A 14,541-nucleotide genomic window follows, 5' to 3' on the forward strand; every position below is an offset into this window, starting at 1 on the left:
AGCTGCCTTTTTAATTAACCACCCATCAGGTGATTGTGATGGGATACTGTATTACTTAACAGTAACAGTACCGCGCATCATAGTGGCATGGCCAGGGAAGGAACAGAAGAATGTGTACTTCTCACCAGCAGCCAGCTTGCTTACGTCAACCTTAACGCTGTCCTTCTCACCACCGCCGATCAGCTTGGTATGAGCAATCACGCGTGCATCACCAGCCTTAACAAAGTTACCAGCTTCACCAGCAGCAACACCGTCATTCATGACAGCCTTGAAGTCAGGGGTCTTGGTGATCACCAGATTGTGGCCCATGACATTTTTTGGCAGTGAACCAGTGTGCTTCAGGTTGACTGTGAACTCTTTACAGCTCTTTTCAATATCAATGTTCTTGGTGTTGAATTGCATAGCGTCGTTAGCTTCGACATCTACCGAGCAACCGGCTGCCAATACGGAGCCAGAGAACAGTGAAGCGAACAACAGAGCGACGATTTTGCTGGATTTCATCATGACTTTCCTCATCTAAAATAGGCTTATTGCCTGTGTTATAGAACTTCTCTTTTGTTACTACTCAACAACTACCGCGTTTGGCTTTTTTGCTGCGCATTGTTTGATGTTGCTGCATCAGAGCGCATTGCCAGTTTCTCGATTTTTACAACTGAGAAACATTATCAATTAAACCGAGTATTTTTTCCAGTATCTTAGTGATACGCTAGTTATAACGTATCAATCCCGGTTTGGATGACAGAGCGGGCAATTCTATACAAAATCATCCCCCTGCAACAGGCTTATGGTCAGAAGTAGAGACAATTTCCTGCACAATCAAGCTGCCCACCATGTCACCTTCGACGTTTACCGTCGTACGTATGGTATCCAGCAGGCGATCTATAGGCAGCAAAATAGCAATGGCCTCCGCTGGCAAACCGACTGACTGCAACACCATCACCATCGTCACCATGCCAGCACTGGGAATACCTGGAGCACCTAGCGACGCCAACATGGCCATGAAAAACACTATGAGTTGCTGAACCAGGTTAAGTTCCACCCCAGCTAGGTTAGCGATGAATAATGCGGCAGAAGCTTCATACAATGCAGTGCCATCCATATTGATTGTCGCCCCCAACGGCACAACGAATCCCGCAATGTCACGCTTTACACCTAGTTGCTGCTCGGTACACCGCATAGTCACCGGCATGGTGGCAGAACTAGAGCTGGTAGCAAATGCTGTCACCAGAGCATCACGTGCGCCTTTCCAGAATCGCCATGGCGTGACGCGCGTAACCAAGTAGAGAATGCCTGGCAGGATAATGACGCCATGCACCAGGGTAATGCCCACGACCAAGAGCATGAATTCGCCCATGCTTGCGAACAGGCTGGCATCCTGCGTAGCGACCAGCTTGGTGAGCAATGCCATGATGCCGATAGGCGCCAGGCGCATGACCCAACCGACCACCATCATCACCAGGTCAAAGGCTTCCTGCATGATATTGAGTAAATGGCGGTAGCGCTCGCCGCCAATCACCATGGCAATGCCAACGATCAAGGCAAAAATGACCACTGCAAGCACATTGCTCTGTGCCAGCGCAGCAAATGGGTTCTGGAACAGGCCCAACAAGAATTTGCTGAAAAACTCACCAACGGTCAGCTTTTCACTATGGAAATTCTCCATGGCATCAGCAAACATACTAAGGTGCATGCCAGCGCCGGGCTTGAAGATATTGGTCGCCACCAATCCCAGTGCCACAGCAATCGCCATGGAAATACTGAAGAAGACCAAGGTTGAAATCCACACCCGATGCATCTGCTGATGCGCCTGCAAGCTTGCGACACCAACGACGATGGATGTAAACAGCAAAGGCACCAGCACCATCTTGAGCAGGCCGATGAAGACACCCCCAGCCATGGTGCTGATATATAAACCAGTTTCTTGTGCTGTCGAACCTGCATCCAGGCTAGCCAGCAGGAACCCCAACCCTACACCCAATAATGCACCGAGCAATATTTGTGTGTTGAGGCTGGGTAGCTTCATGCAGAATCCTTAATTGGTGAGTTCAAATACCGCAGCGAAGAAACCATCGGTTTCATGTTGGTGCGGCAGTAATTTCAGATAAGTCCCAGTATCCAGCTCAACCTGTTGTTGTGCAAGGATTTCTGCCGCATTCACCAACTTAAACTGTGGATGTGCGGCCAAGAATGCCTCTGCCACCTGCTCATTTTCTTCCGCTAGCAAGCTGCATGTGGCATAGATCAAGCGGCCACCTGCCTTCACCAATTTTGCTGCGCGGGTCAGGATAGCCGTCTGTTTGGCAGTCAACTCGGTAATATCATTTGGCGTCTGCTTCCACTTGAGATCGGGATTACGGCGTAAGGTCCCCAGACCACTACACGGTGCATCCACCAGCACACGATTGAACTTGCCATTGAGGCGCTTGAGTTTGGGATCGCTTTCACTGCTGATCACCTGGCTATGCAGGTTGGAAAGGCCCGAACGCTTGAGGCGCTGCCCCAGGTTATGCAAGCGTTTTTCTGACACATCAAAAGCATACAACCTGCCGGTGTTACGCATCAGCGCGCCCATTGCTAGTGATTTACCGCCCGCACCCGCACAGAAATCGGCAATCATTTCACCGCGCTTAGGTGCAACCAGCAAGGCCAGCAGCTGGCTACCTTCATCCTGCACCTCAATCTTGCCATCAACAAAGAAAGGATGACGATTGATGGACATACGCTGCGGCAAGCGAATGCCAGTAGGGGAATACGGCGTAGCCTCAGCACCGGCCTTTTCGCTATTGAAGCGGGCCAGCACTTCATCACGGTTGCTCTTGACCAGGTTAACACGCAAATCAAGGCTGGCAGATTTATGCATGCTGCGCGCAATCGCCAATGCTTCTTCTGCACCATATTGCGACTCCAGGCGCTCCCATAACCACTCTGGCAAGTCAGCTTGTATTGCCGGGCTCAAGCCATCCGTGGACTTAGCCTTGATCTCTTGCGCCCATTCCTTTTGCTGCTGGTTCAGCAACTCATCCAGCTCACGTAAGCTATTGCCCTGCACGCGCACCAGCCAAGCCACTAACAAACGCCGCGGATCTTCATTGCCAGCCAAGTAGGCAAGAAAGGATCTTCGGCGTAGCACGCCATACACCGCCTCGGCAATCCAGCCGCGCTCCTTGTTGCCAAACTCGCGGTGCTCACGAAAAAATTTTCCCAACTTGGCATCCGCCGGACCGGGATTACCCAATACGTCGGCAAGGGCAATACTGGTAGATCTCAGAATATTCTGGTTCATAATCTCATTTCAATAAATCAGTCGATATGCTGGTGGCAAGCTGTTCGATCACGCTGCCATCCTCTTCTGTCTTACGCATTTTAACCGGCAGGTAGTGATAATCTATCGCCAGCCATAATTCGGTTTTCTCATGACCCGTCTGGCCTGCGTGGGCAATATGCCAAGTACGCACGCTGCCAAACTCGGCACTCAGTGTTTCCTCACCTTCAAAACTGTAGCTATATTCGCTCAATTTTTTGCCATTGCTGATGTGCAGCGTCAGCTGCTCCAGCGGTGGTGTGAAAATAAACTGGTACATAAAGCTCAATAAATCCTGCGAGTCTGCGGGCAATGCCACAGTCTTCACACCCTTGGCGGTTTCCAGGGTCACCGTATGCTGCTCCCAGTCAAACCTGGATTGCTGCTTCTTGTTTTCCCCCTTGCCATATTGGTAAGAGAAAAACTGCGGTTGCAAGCCTTCGCTAGTCACCACGCCTTCGCTCTGCTGCAACAACTTTCCCGCCACGACCAATGCGGCAAGCCCCTTGGCTTCCGTAGTGCTGGTCAGCTCATACCGGCCATTCTCTTGCATGCGGTAACTGATCTTGGTCACCCCGATCTTGCTACCATTTTCCCCACGCAACACCACGAATTCAGTGTCTATATAACTGAACGCGGGCATTTCATGCGCATCAGTTTCAGGTGCTTGGGCTACCCCAGCATCTTCTACCGGCATAGCTGGCTCATCAGCTTGCGGCTCATTCGCTGGCGCAACATCCACGGCAGGCATTTCATCCATGGGCTGAGCTTCTGCAATGGGCGCCTGCGCCGCCGTCTCAGGCAACGGTTGGCTAGCTGGCGACGGTGCCTGTTTCGCCGCGGGTTTAGGCTTTGCCGCTGGCTGCGGCTTGGGCGCAGGGGGTAACTCAGCCAGCGGGGCGGCTTGCAAGTGTATTTGCTGCACTTGGTGATTAGACTGGGCAACATCCAGACTGGGCAAGTGCCAATACTCACTCCCCAGAATCACCAAGTGAACCAACAGGGAAAGCAATAGTGCAAGCGCCAGCCCTAGAGGCAGACGCTTCAATAACTTATTGCTGAATACACTACTCCACATTAATACTCGTCAGCACCTGTTCTATCTTGCTACCTTTGTCATCCACCATCATGAGCTTGACTGGCAGGTAATGCTGCTCCACGGCCAGCCATAACTCCTTGCCATCTTCATCAGCCACAGCCTCACTAAGATGCATCACCTTGAACTTACCAGCAGCAACCTCCAGGGCATCGCTCTTGGCATCGATCTGATAGTGATAAGTACGCAGCTTCTTGCCTGTGGTCACCGGCAATTTGAGCTCGGCACCGGCAGGGGCTGCAAACATGAATTGATAGATGAAGCTGCTGATATCCTGCGCGCCCGGCTCCAGCGACACGGTATTGAGCTTGCCCTTCACCTTCATCTTGAGCTGGTTATTCGCCCAATCGAAATCGGTATATAACGAGCGCTTTTCGTTATCGCCCTGGTGCAACTCAAAATGCTCCGGCTTCAAGCCCTGCGCCGTCACTTCGCCACTACTGGTCAACCTGCGCTCGCCAAACAAGGCATAGACACCAACGCCTTTGGTCACGCTTTCAATATGGTAGCGATTACCTTCTTGACGATACGTTTCATTCACGGTGGCAAAGGGCTGGCCATTGCGCGTGGCTTCATAGGTCAGCTGCACCTGCTTGGGCGCAGCCAGTGCCAGATGGCTGACACATAGCAGCAATAGACTCAGGACACGGATACGGGATATGAACATGGGGCCTCCTGGAACATGAAGGGCGATGCATTGCATCGCCCTGAATCAGCACTCATCAAGTGCAAGCAAACACTCTGTTGGCAACAGAATCCTGCTTTAGTTCTTTACACCACCACGGTAGGCGCTTCACCAGCCGTCTGTGCTCGGATACGTCCAATCTCCCACACTTTCTCACCTTCTGCCGCCAGCAAGGCCTGGGCGGCAGCGGCATCTTGTGCCGACACAATCACAACCATGCCGATACCACAGTTGAATGTGCGATACATTTCCTGATCGGTCACATTACCCTGCTCCTGCAACCAGGAAAACAGCGGTGGCATTTCCCAGCTACCTTGGCTCACTTCGGCAGTCAGGCCTTCTGGCAACACGCGTGGCACGTTTTCAGTAATGCCACCGCCAGTGATATGCGCCATACCTTTGACCTTGATGCTTTGCAGCAACTTGAGGAGAGGCTTGACGTAAATACGCGTCGGGGCCATCACCACATCACGAAATGGGCGACCATAGAAATCGCTATCAAGGTCTACGCCAGAAAGATCAAGCAGCTTGCGCACCAGCGAATAGCCATTGGAATGCGCACCATTGGACGCCAAGCCCAGTACTACATCGCCTTCAGCGATGGTAGAGCCATCAATCAAAGCATCCTTGTCTGCCGCACCAACCACAAAGCCTGCAAGATCATACTCACCATCTGGATACATACCAGGCATTTCAGCGGTTTCACCACCTACCAGCGCACAGCCAGATTGCTCGCAACCCGCAGCAATGCCCTGCACCACTTGTGCCGCGGTATCAACATCCAGCTTGCCACAGGCAAAGTAATCGAGGAAGAACAAAGGCTCTGCACCCTGTACCAGGATGTCATTAACGCTCATGGCCACCAGATCAATGCCCACCGTATCGTGCTTGTTAAGCTGGAAAGCCAGCTTGAGCTTGGTGCCTACACCATCGGTACCAGAGACCAATACCGGGTTCTTGAATTTTTTCGGCACTTCAAACAAGGAGCCGAAACCACCGATGCCACCCAGTACTTCCGGGCGCATGGTACGTTTTGCGAATGGCTTGATTCTCTCAACCAGGGCGTCCCCGGCCTCAATGTCCACACCGGCATCGCGATAGCTAATCGAGGTTTTTTCAGAATTCAAGTTGAGTTCTCGCTTTCCACAGGATAAATTTAGACAATTAGGGCGCAATTTTACCTGATAATAGCCCGCAAACGATAATAAAGACCTCGGCAGGATCACGATGCATCATGCACGGCACTGCCAATATTTAGCTCGCAAGTGAACCATATTGAAACAACTACTTCTTGACATCCAGCCCCCAGCGGCCCCCAGCCTGGATAACTTCGTGGTCGGCCGCAATGCCGAAGCCCTGTTCCAGCTCAAGCGCACCGTGCTTGAACATGATGATGCACGCTTCATCTACCTCTGGGGAGAAACTGGTTGTGGCAAAAGCCACTTGATCCAGGCTTGTAACGCGCTTGCCAGCACTGCTGGCCTAGACATGATCTGCGTCGATGACGTACACACCCTCTCCGATGATGACCAAATCGCCTTGTTCGACCTTTACAACCAGTTACGCGAATCCGGCGGCAGGTTGCTGGTCAGCGGCATTGCAGCCCCAGGGCAGATGGGCTTGCGTGATGACCTGGCTACCCGACTGGCGTGGGGACTGAGCTACCAGCTACACCCATTGAGCGATGAAGAAAAAAACCAGGCATTGAAAATCCACGCCGATGCACGCGGCATGAAGCTACCCGACGAGGTGCTGGACTACTGCCTGCGCCACCTGCGCCGCGACATGCCCAGCTTGATCGCCACCATTGACGCTCTGGACGAATGGTCACTCACCGACAAACGCGCGGTGACGCTGCCTTTGCTGAAGCAATTACTGCAAACTTCCATCCACCCCTAGGACAACCCTATCATGGCCATCTTACGCTGTAGTCGCTGCAACTTTATCGAGGAGCTAGATCACAGCCTAATCGGACATGATGTCGCCTGCCCCAAGTGCCAACACCAGAACAAGGTGTGGGATACCAGTTTTTTTGTAGGCAAGCTGCTGGAAAAGTATTTTGCACTGCACAACACCGTCAAACGCTTGCAGGCTGAACAAACAGAAGAGGCTGCAACCACGGAAGCCAGTGCCACTACTCCGCACGACTTTTCCAACACGGAAATGCTCTCCAGCCCCAGCCAATCCCAACCCATCCTGACATGGTTTGAACGCAAGAAAATCGCTGTCGAGATCAACCCCAAGGCGGTGGATACCACAGGCTTCTTCGATGAGATCGCCAATGCCATTGCCGAGGATTACGCCACCTTGCGCCCGCTAATTGCGCAAATCTGCCATGCCTACAAGGAAAACTACAACGGCACCACGATCAAGCTGGACAATCGCAAGCCCGACGATATCAACCGTATCACGCGCTTTTGCAAGCAACTGCATGATTACGCTTTCCTCAGTCGGCTAGTTCAACAAAAAAGCGAGAAAAGCCTGCGCTTGATCTTGCAACCCTCACCCGTCATTCGCCAATTCTTCAATGGCATCTGGCTGGAATGGTATGCCCTGATGCAGGCACTGGAATTTGCAGACAAGCGCAACCTGCCATTTTCCTGCGCACGCAACGCCAAGATCACCCTGCCAAACGCCGATGTCTATGAGCTGGATGTATTCTTGCTGCTTGAAGAAAAAACACCGATCTGCATTGAATGTAAATCTGGAGATTACAAGCCTTACATCGAGAAATACCGTTTACTCAAGAAAAGCCTGGGGTTACAGAAATCGCAATTCCTGCTTTGCGTTGCCGACCTGCCCGACGAGCATGCGCAAGGCCTCACTAGCATGTACGACATCACCTTCACCAATCAGCGCAACCTATTGACGCACTTGATGCGCTTATAACAAGGGCTCACAAACCTTCACCAAACTGCAAGGCACACCGGCTGGAAGTTTGGTACCATATTAATAACCCTTGTCAAAACAGGAGTATTTGCATGGCTACCATGAAAGCTGCAGTTTTCGTCTCCCCCGGAAAAATAGAATTACGCGACAAACCCATTCCGGAGATCGGCCCGCTAGATGCCTTGATCCGCATCACGACCACCACCATCTGTGGCACGGATGTGCACATCCTCAAGGGTGAATATCCGGTAGCAACAGGCCTGACTGTCGGCCATGAGCCGGTAGGCATCATTGAAAAACTAGGCTCGGAAGTCCATGGATTCAAGGTTGGCCAACGAGTGATCGCAGGTGCCATTACCCCAAGCGGATACTCCAATGCCTGCCTATGCGGCATCGGTGCCCAGGACGGCCCGGATACTCCGCACGGCTTCAAAGTGGCCGGCGGCTGGAAATTCGGCAACACCATTGATGGCAGCCAGGCGGAATACCTGCGTGTACCGGATGCCATAGCCAACTTGAGCGTAATTCCCGACCACCTCAGCGACGAACAAGTCTTGATGTGTCCAGACATTATGTCGACTGGCTTCTCTGGTGCAGAACGCGGCAATATCAAGATCGGCGATACGGTAGTCGTGTTTGCCCTTGGCCCCATTGGCCTCTCAGCCATTGCAGGCGCGAAGCTGCTGGGTGCCACAAAGATTATTGGCGTGGATTCGATTCCCGAGCGCCTGAGCATTGCCCGCGCCCTGGGCGCAGATCATGTCGTCAATTTCAAGACCCATGACCCGGTACAGGAAATCCTGAAACTGACCGATGGACGCGGCGTGGATGTCGCGATTGAAGCCTTGGGCGTACAGCAAACCTTTGAATCCTGTTTGCGCGTACTACGTCCGGGCGGCACCCTATCCAGCCTGGGCGTCTACTCTTCAGACCTCACGCTGCCACTGAGTGCATTCGGCGCCGGCCTGGGAGATTTCACCATCGTGTCCACGCTTTGCCCCGGCGGCAAGGAGCGTATGCGCAGGTTGATGGATGCCGTTGGCTCTGGCCGCGCCGACTTGAGCAAGCTGGTCACCCATCGCTTCAAGCTTAGCGAGATTGAGGACGCGTATGACCTCTTTGCTAACCAGCGCGATGGCGTCATGAAGGTAGCAATCACGCCTTAATACTATGAGAGTGTCATGGCATGATGGCCGCTATAGCCCTTGTTGTCATGCCATTGCACACTCACTGTATCGCCCGCTTTCGCATTCGCCAGGTAAAACACCAATTCTGGATCACTGGCAATGCCTGTGCCCCATTGCGCCTCCAGCACCTGCTGCCCATTGTGGCTGACCTGCACCCATTGAATGAAATGCGCAGCTATACGCTGGGCGGAGGCATCCAGCCTGCCACCATTCTCCATGGGGTGGAATAACGCCAGCGTTAACTCAGCTACCCCTTGCTGTAACCTGGCCTGCATCGTCATCTTGTTTACTTCAGGCACCATCTGCTACCCCTTTTGATCGAGAACTGTGATGTAACGACTGGCCTTGTAATACTGCCCGTTTGCCTTCACGACCACTTCAACCGATTGGCTTTGCGCCAGCCTGATGCGGGTCATGATATAGGGCTGTGCCCCATGACTGAGCGTGAAATTGGCCAATAATGGGACATCACTCTTCTCGGCAAACAAGGCGATCGCTTCCGTGCCCGGGACGCGACTCATGATTTCCACCTTGATGCTCGCACCACCCTCTGTGCATGCAGGCACGATCATCTCAATGTCTCCCACTGGGTCATTCGAGGCTTGATCTAGCGGCAGCGCCTGCTGCAAGGCATCCCGATTGGACGCTACTGCATGCCATGGCACCAGCACAGTTGCCACCAGCCACCTGAGCAATGATCGCCGACTGGGTTTTGTCACCAATTTCAATTGGGCCTCTTGTCATCAAGCTGCTGCCGCAACTGGTTAAGGCGTGCCTCAACGATGGATTTTTCATAAAAATCACCATCAGTGGCCTTGGCCGCCAGGTCCATTTGCTCCATCGCGCCACGCAGGTTATAACGCCTGGCGTAAGCCTCGCCTTGCGCTTGATGCAGCAGCAGAGTTTTGCCCTGCATGCTGTAGACGCGTGCCTTTAACTCATAAAAGTAAGGGTCATCAGGAAATTGATCTTGCTTATCTGCGATCAAGCGTAACAACTTGTCTGCCTGCCTGGAGCCAAGCAAGTGCTCGGCATAGGCATAAATCAAGGCGCGATGATCGGGATAACTGCGCAAGGCCTCAAGATAACGCTGCTCGGCGACTGCCGGGGCTTGGCCTGCCACGGCAACCTGGGTAGCCACGGTTTCTATCATGGCGTTGGCAATGGCATTTTTGCGTAACCACGCCACCTCAGTATTTGCACCGGCAAGATCATTCTTGCGCAACATTGCCAGTGCAATGCCGTAATGTTCTGCAGCCTCATTGGCATAACGCTTTTCTTGCAGGTTGATACGGAAAATATTGATGGCGCTGTCCGCAGTGCCAATATTGGCCAGCAGCTTGGCTTTGACGAAATAAAAATTCGGGTTTTCCTGTATAGCACGGAAGCTGCCTTGCTCGACGCGATTACGCACATCTGCAATCCGCTCTACCGTCAGCGGGTGTGTTCGCAGAAATGCCGGCGCACTGCCCTCGGAAAAACGAGTGCCTTTTTGCAACGTTTCAAAGAAGGATGGCATCCCCCGAGTGTCAAACCCAGCGTCGGCCATGATCTGCAAGCCCACGCGGTCGGCCTCGCGCTCATGTTCACGCGTGTAGTCGATCTGCTTCTGTATGGATCCAGCCATGGCAGTAGTCAGCGCACCTCCCGTCAATTGCGGGTTGCTACGCGCTGCGAGCAGGGCCAAGGCCATAGTCGCCATGCTGATGACGGAATCGTTCTTTTGCTTGGCCAGCATCCGTGCCAGATGGCGCTGAACCACGTGGCCGATCTCGTGCCCCAATACCCCAGCCACTTCTGACTCATTCTTCGCGGCCAGCAACAAGCCAGTATGTACACCAATAACGCCGCCGGGCATGGCAAACGCATTGATACTGTTATCCTTGACCACGAAAAAGTTGAAGCGCTGATATTTATCTGGCCCGTTGGCAGCAAGCCTGTGTCCTAAATCATCAATATAATCATTGATCTCGGGGTCCTCCAACACTTGGCTGCTGGCATACACATCCCGCATGATTTCATCAGCGATGCGCTGCTCATCAAGTGGCGACATGACGGTTGCAGAGTAATCACCCAGCTCCGGCAAACCATCGGCCAGGACAACAGGGGCGACACAAGCAAGGAATACGATTGGATAAAGCGCTTTCATCATTGCTATGATAACAACCTCACGCACCAAGTTCACTAGCGCCGGGCCATCAGGCCCACGGCCACAACGCAGGAAAGCACATGAGCAAGCTCACCCATTTTGATGCCAGCGGCCAGGCCCATATGGTCGACGTTGGCGACAAAGCCGAAACCAAGCGTATTGCTGTTGCGGGTGGCAGTATCCGCATGCAGCCTGAAACATTGGCCACGATAGAAAGCGGTGATACAAAAAAAGGCGATGTACTAGGCATTGCACGTATCGCCGCCATACAAGGCTCAAAACGTACATCTGAACTCATCCCTCTCTGCCACCCCATCCCGCTAACCAAGGTTGGCGTGGTATTCACCATTGACCACGCATTGAACAGCATTCATTGCCTAGTCACGACAGAAACCGTCGGGCGCACTGGGGTGGAAATGGAAGCACTCGCCGCTACCAGCATCGCCTTGCTGACGATTTACGATATGTGCAAAGCCATGGATAGAGGCATGATCATCAGCGACATCCGCCTGCTGGAAAAACAAGGTGGCAAGTCAGGGAATTGGCAGGCCAGTTAAGCGCTTGCATCCATACGATTGCAATCCATCAACGATGGTATTGGTGTAGAGAATAACGGGTAAAAATAGATTGGGCAGGAAGTGCCCACACAAATTTACTTCTTCCTCGCGCGCGGATGCGCAGCATCATAAACTTTGGCCAGGTGCTGGAAGTCCAGATGGGTATACACCTGGGTAGTGCTGATATTGGCGTGCCCCAACATCTCCTGCACTGCACGCAAGTCACCACTGGATTGCAGCACATGGCTCGCAAAGCTATGGCGCAACATGTGCGGATGCACATTGCTGCTGATACCGCGCTTGAGCGCCCATTGTTTGATGCGGTATTGAATAGCCCGGCCACTCATGCGCTGCCCGTTACGGTTGAGAAAAACCGCTTGGTCGTCATGACTGGATATTGCCGGTTGGCGCACTTCCAGCCATGCCCGCATGGCATCAATGGCATGCTTCCCCATCGGCACAATACGTGACTTATTGCCTTTGCCCAGTACCTGCACGGTGCCTTCATTCAAATTGAGATCGCTGATATTCAAACCAGTGACTTCAGACAACCGTAACCCAGAGGAGTAGAACAACTCCAGGATGGCCTTATCCCTTAAAGCGAGTACGTCCTCACCTTCCATATCCACCAGTTGCACCGCCTGGTCAATCGCGAGCGCCTTGGGCAAAGCCTTGGGTGACTTCGGTGCACGCATGTCATGACAGGGATTGCTTGCCGCACCATGATACTTGATCAGGAAATCAAAGAAGCCACGCCAGCCTGAGAGGTGGCGTGCAATGGTTTTGCCGCTGAGACCCCGCCCATGAAGAATGGCAATGAAACGGCGAATGTGGGATGGTTGCAGTGTATCCAGCGCGAGTTCTGACTGCAACTCAAACAACAGAGCCAAGTCGCGCTGGTAATTCTTGACGGTAAGCAGGCTCAAGCCACGCTCGAATTGCAGATACTCCAGATAGCGCTGCAGTGCATCCATGCTTACACAACGATATGCCGGAGCAAGGCAGCACTCACCAATTCGCCTATACGCTTGAGGTAAAGGGTGCCCATGTCGGGATAAAAACGTTTTTCGTCATCACTGGCCAGCGCCAGCACACCAAACACGCTCTCCGCTTTCAATGCCATCAAGGCAAAAGCCGCTGGCCTGGCTTCTGCACCAAACCACCCTTGCAATGGCATACCAGGATGGTTACCACAATAAGGCGTAGCCAACCCCTGTGCCCAGCGCTGCACCTCTTGATCCACCTTGGCAAACGCTGGCAAGCCGCCATTATTTTCATCGCGAGGCTGTGCCCATAGGCGCAAACTCACATAAGGCACCTGAAAGTCCTCCCGCAAGCTATGCTCCAACAAGCTGACCAGCACCGCCACTTGCTCGGTCGCCAGCAACCCCAGGCTTAAGCGATGCACCTTCTCGCCAATCGCGTCGTTCTCCTCACCATATTTCATCAGCTGCGCCAGTTTGGCATCCATTACACGGATGCGATCACGCTGCGCCAACTGCTGGCGTTCAGCCAGGGAGATTGTCCCCTGGCCATGGGGACTAGGCAGGTAGAGCTCCGCCAGCAGGCTGGTGTGATGCTCAAAAAATTGAGGGTTCGCGCGCAGGTAACTCGTGACCTGGTACTCCGCTAACGGCGCTTCGTGATGATCTTGTGATTCCATGTTAACTCCTTGCAATCGTCATGACTGACGGTAATGATGGCTAGGCTACATCGTTGGCCCTGATTGTCCTCGCACCTGAATGCTACGCTCGCGACTGACTGCGATCAGTTATCCAAGGCAGGCAAGACCTTTGACGCCAGCCACTTTAAATCTCGATACTACCTTCAAATACGGTTTCGGCAGGGCCAGTCATCCAGACCGGCTGCTGCGCCCCATCCCAGGCAATGGTTAACTCTCCGCCACGGGTCGTCACTTTCACCGGGGATTGCAACAGGCCTCGCCTGATGCCACTCACCACCGCAGCGCAAGCCCCTGTGCCACAGGCCAAAGTCTCGCCACTGCCACGCTCATAGACTCGCAAGCGGATATGATGAGCATCCACCACCTGCATGAAGCCGGCATTCACACGCTGTGGAAAGCGCACATGATGCTCAATCAAAGGCCCTAGGTTTTCCACTGGCGCAGTATCGACATCGCTGACTAGGGTCACTGCATGCGGGTTACCCATGGAAACCGTGGAAATCTCCAAGGTCTGGTTTGCCACCTGCAACGGGTAAACCAACTCATCCTGATCTGCAACAAATGGGACTTCGGCAGGCTGGAAACGCGGCTCTCCCATGTTTACCGTCACTAGCCCGTTATCTTCTAGTTTGGGGAAGATCACGCCGCGTGCTGTTTCCACACGAATTTCACGCTGATTGGTCAAGGCCTTGTCATGCACAAACCGGACAAAGCAACGCGCACCATTGCCGCACTGTTCGACCTCGCCACCATCGGCATTGAATATGCGGTAGCGAAAATCCACACCCTCCACAGTCGGCTTCTCCACCAGCAGTAACTGGTCAAAACCGACGCCAAAGTGACGGTCGGCAAGGCGACATATCGTTGCAGCATCCAGATTCACCGGGCTACTGTAACCATCGATCACGATAAAATCGTTGCCTATGCCCTGCATCTTGGTAAAAGTAAGTTTCATATCCTGCCTTGCAATTGCAGCAATCCACCTTATTCCAG

Annotated in this window: 16 protein-coding genes; 4 read left to right on the top strand and 12 right to left on the bottom strand. The window is 53.1% G+C overall.

Features of this window, described 5'->3' with window-relative positions; all coding sequences use genetic code 11:
* Positions 1-51: 51 nt before the first annotated feature.
* From azu to purM, 6 genes are all read right to left on the bottom strand, one after another.
* Positions 52-504, bottom strand: coding sequence for an azurin (gene azu / locus ACIKP9_RS08795; protein WP_400881508.1), 453 nt, complete (start codon positions 502-504; stop codon positions 52-54).
* 259 nt (positions 505-763) lie between these two features.
* Positions 764-2,023 carry a dicarboxylate/amino acid:cation symporter gene (locus ACIKP9_RS08800; RefSeq protein ID WP_400881510.1) on the bottom strand — a complete coding sequence of 420 codons (1,260 nt, stop codon included), beginning with the start codon at positions 2,021-2,023 and terminating at the stop codon, positions 764-766.
* Positions 2,024-2,032: 9 nt separating this feature from the next.
* Positions 2,033-3,283, bottom strand: a complete 1,251-nt coding sequence (locus ACIKP9_RS08805; RefSeq protein ID WP_400881512.1) for an RsmB/NOP family class I SAM-dependent RNA methyltransferase — start codon at positions 3,281-3,283, stop codon at positions 2,033-2,035.
* Between the two features lie 4 nt (positions 3,284-3,287).
* Entirely contained in the window at positions 3,288-4,349 is a 1,062-nt protein-coding gene (locus ACIKP9_RS08810) for a DUF3108 domain-containing protein (RefSeq protein ID WP_400881514.1), read from the bottom strand.
* 19 nt (positions 4,350-4,368) lie between these two features.
* Positions 4,369-5,064, bottom strand: a complete 696-nt coding sequence (locus ACIKP9_RS08815; protein WP_400881516.1) for a DUF3108 domain-containing protein — start codon at positions 5,062-5,064, stop codon at positions 4,369-4,371.
* A 104-nt stretch (positions 5,065-5,168) separates the two neighbouring features.
* Positions 5,169-6,209, bottom strand: coding sequence for a phosphoribosylformylglycinamidine cyclo-ligase (gene purM, locus ACIKP9_RS08820; RefSeq protein ID WP_400881518.1), 1,041 nt, complete (start codon positions 6,207-6,209; stop codon positions 5,169-5,171).
* Between the two features lie 148 nt (positions 6,210-6,357).
* Here purM and ACIKP9_RS08825 point away from each other — a divergent pair, with 148 nt between their 5' ends.
* From ACIKP9_RS08825 to ACIKP9_RS08835, 3 genes are all read left to right on the top strand, one after another.
* Positions 6,358-6,981, top strand: coding sequence for an HdaA/DnaA family protein (locus ACIKP9_RS08825; protein ID WP_400881520.1), 624 nt, complete (start codon positions 6,358-6,360; stop codon positions 6,979-6,981).
* A gap of 12 nt (positions 6,982-6,993) precedes the next feature.
* Complete coding sequence (locus ACIKP9_RS08830; protein ID WP_400881522.1) at positions 6,994-7,971, top strand: hypothetical protein; 978 nt, start codon at positions 6,994-6,996, stop codon at positions 7,969-7,971.
* A 92-nt stretch (positions 7,972-8,063) separates the two neighbouring features.
* Positions 8,064-9,137 carry an NAD(P)-dependent alcohol dehydrogenase gene (locus ACIKP9_RS08835; RefSeq protein WP_400881524.1) on the top strand — a complete coding sequence of 358 codons (1,074 nt, stop codon included), beginning with the start codon at positions 8,064-8,066 and terminating at the stop codon, positions 9,135-9,137.
* 2 nt (positions 9,138-9,139) lie between these two features.
* On the opposite strand, the gene soxZ is transcribed toward ACIKP9_RS08835, so the two are convergent.
* Genes soxZ through ACIKP9_RS08850 form a run of 3 tightly spaced genes read right to left on the bottom strand, consistent with a single transcriptional unit; the run spans position 9,140 to position 11,310 of the window.
* Positions 9,140-9,460 (bottom strand): thiosulfate oxidation carrier complex protein SoxZ, encoded by a 321-nt coding sequence (soxZ, locus tag ACIKP9_RS08840; protein ID WP_400881526.1) that lies wholly within the window; start codon positions 9,458-9,460, stop codon positions 9,140-9,142.
* Between the two features lie 3 nt (positions 9,461-9,463).
* Positions 9,464-9,838 carry a thiosulfate oxidation carrier protein SoxY gene (locus ACIKP9_RS08845; RefSeq protein ID WP_400881528.1) on the bottom strand — a complete coding sequence of 125 codons (375 nt, stop codon included), beginning with the start codon at positions 9,836-9,838 and terminating at the stop codon, positions 9,464-9,466.
* 44 nt (positions 9,839-9,882) lie between these two features.
* On the bottom strand, positions 9,883-11,310 hold the full coding sequence (locus tag ACIKP9_RS08850) for a M48 family metalloprotease (RefSeq protein WP_400881530.1): 1,428 nt from the start codon (positions 11,308-11,310) through the stop codon (positions 9,883-9,885).
* A gap of 77 nt (positions 11,311-11,387) precedes the next feature.
* On the opposite strand from ACIKP9_RS08850, the gene moaC reads away from it, so the two are divergent.
* Positions 11,388-11,864, top strand: coding sequence for a cyclic pyranopterin monophosphate synthase MoaC (moaC, locus tag ACIKP9_RS08855; RefSeq protein WP_400881532.1), 477 nt, complete (start codon positions 11,388-11,390; stop codon positions 11,862-11,864).
* Between the two features lie 95 nt (positions 11,865-11,959).
* Here the strand turns inward: moaC and xerC are convergent, their stop codons facing one another.
* From xerC to dapF, 3 genes are all read right to left on the bottom strand, one after another.
* Positions 11,960-12,838, bottom strand: coding sequence for a tyrosine recombinase XerC (xerC, locus tag ACIKP9_RS08860; RefSeq protein WP_400881534.1), 879 nt, complete (start codon positions 12,836-12,838; stop codon positions 11,960-11,962).
* A gap of 2 nt (positions 12,839-12,840) precedes the next feature.
* On the bottom strand, positions 12,841-13,527 hold the full coding sequence (locus tag ACIKP9_RS08865) for a DUF484 family protein (protein ID WP_400881536.1): 687 nt from the start codon (positions 13,525-13,527) through the stop codon (positions 12,841-12,843).
* Positions 13,528-13,672: 145 nt separating this feature from the next.
* The gene (gene dapF, locus ACIKP9_RS08870) at positions 13,673-14,503 is read right to left on the bottom strand and encodes a diaminopimelate epimerase (RefSeq protein ID WP_400881538.1); all 831 of its coding nucleotides are present in this window, start codon (positions 14,501-14,503) and stop codon (positions 13,673-13,675) included.
* Positions 14,504-14,541 lie beyond the last annotated feature (38 nt).

It is taken from the genome of Methylobacillus methanolivorans (genome assembly GCF_044751345.1).
Lineage (GTDB): Bacteria > Pseudomonadota > Gammaproteobacteria > Burkholderiales > Methylophilaceae > Methylobacillus > Methylobacillus methanolivorans.

Bases quoted from the DNA above. Each gene is read 5' to 3' on its own strand.
- ACIKP9_RS08835 (WP_400881524.1), top strand. From the start codon at position 8,064: ATGGCTACCATGAAAGCTGCAGTTTTCGTCTCCCCCGGAAAAATAGAA.
- ACIKP9_RS08865 (WP_400881536.1), bottom strand. From the start codon at position 13,527: ATGGAATCACAAGATCATCACGAAGCGCCGTTAGCGGAGTACCAGGTC.
- ACIKP9_RS08850 (WP_400881530.1), bottom strand. From the start codon at position 11,310: ATGATGAAAGCGCTTTATCCAATCGTATTCCTTGCTTGTGTCGCCCCT.
- ACIKP9_RS08805 (WP_400881512.1), bottom strand. From the start codon at position 3,283: ATGAACCAGAATATTCTGAGATCTACCAGTATTGCCCTTGCCGACGTA.
- ACIKP9_RS08815 (WP_400881516.1), bottom strand. From the start codon at position 5,064: ATGTTCATATCCCGTATCCGTGTCCTGAGTCTATTGCTGCTATGTGTC.
- ACIKP9_RS08800 (WP_400881510.1), bottom strand. From the start codon at position 2,023: ATGAAGCTACCCAGCCTCAACACACAAATATTGCTCGGTGCATTATTG.
- moaC (WP_400881532.1), top strand. From the start codon at position 11,388: ATGAGCAAGCTCACCCATTTTGATGCCAGCGGCCAGGCCCATATGGTC.
- xerC (WP_400881534.1), bottom strand. From the start codon at position 12,838: ATGGATGCACTGCAGCGCTATCTGGAGTATCTGCAATTCGAGCGTGGC.
- ACIKP9_RS08830 (WP_400881522.1), top strand. From the start codon at position 6,994: ATGGCCATCTTACGCTGTAGTCGCTGCAACTTTATCGAGGAGCTAGAT.
- soxZ (WP_400881526.1), bottom strand. From the start codon at position 9,460: ATGGTGCCTGAAGTAAACAAGATGACGATGCAGGCCAGGTTACAGCAA.
- azu (WP_400881508.1), bottom strand. From the start codon at position 504: ATGATGAAATCCAGCAAAATCGTCGCTCTGTTGTTCGCTTCACTGTTC.
- dapF (WP_400881538.1), bottom strand. From the start codon at position 14,503: ATGAAACTTACTTTTACCAAGATGCAGGGCATAGGCAACGATTTTATC.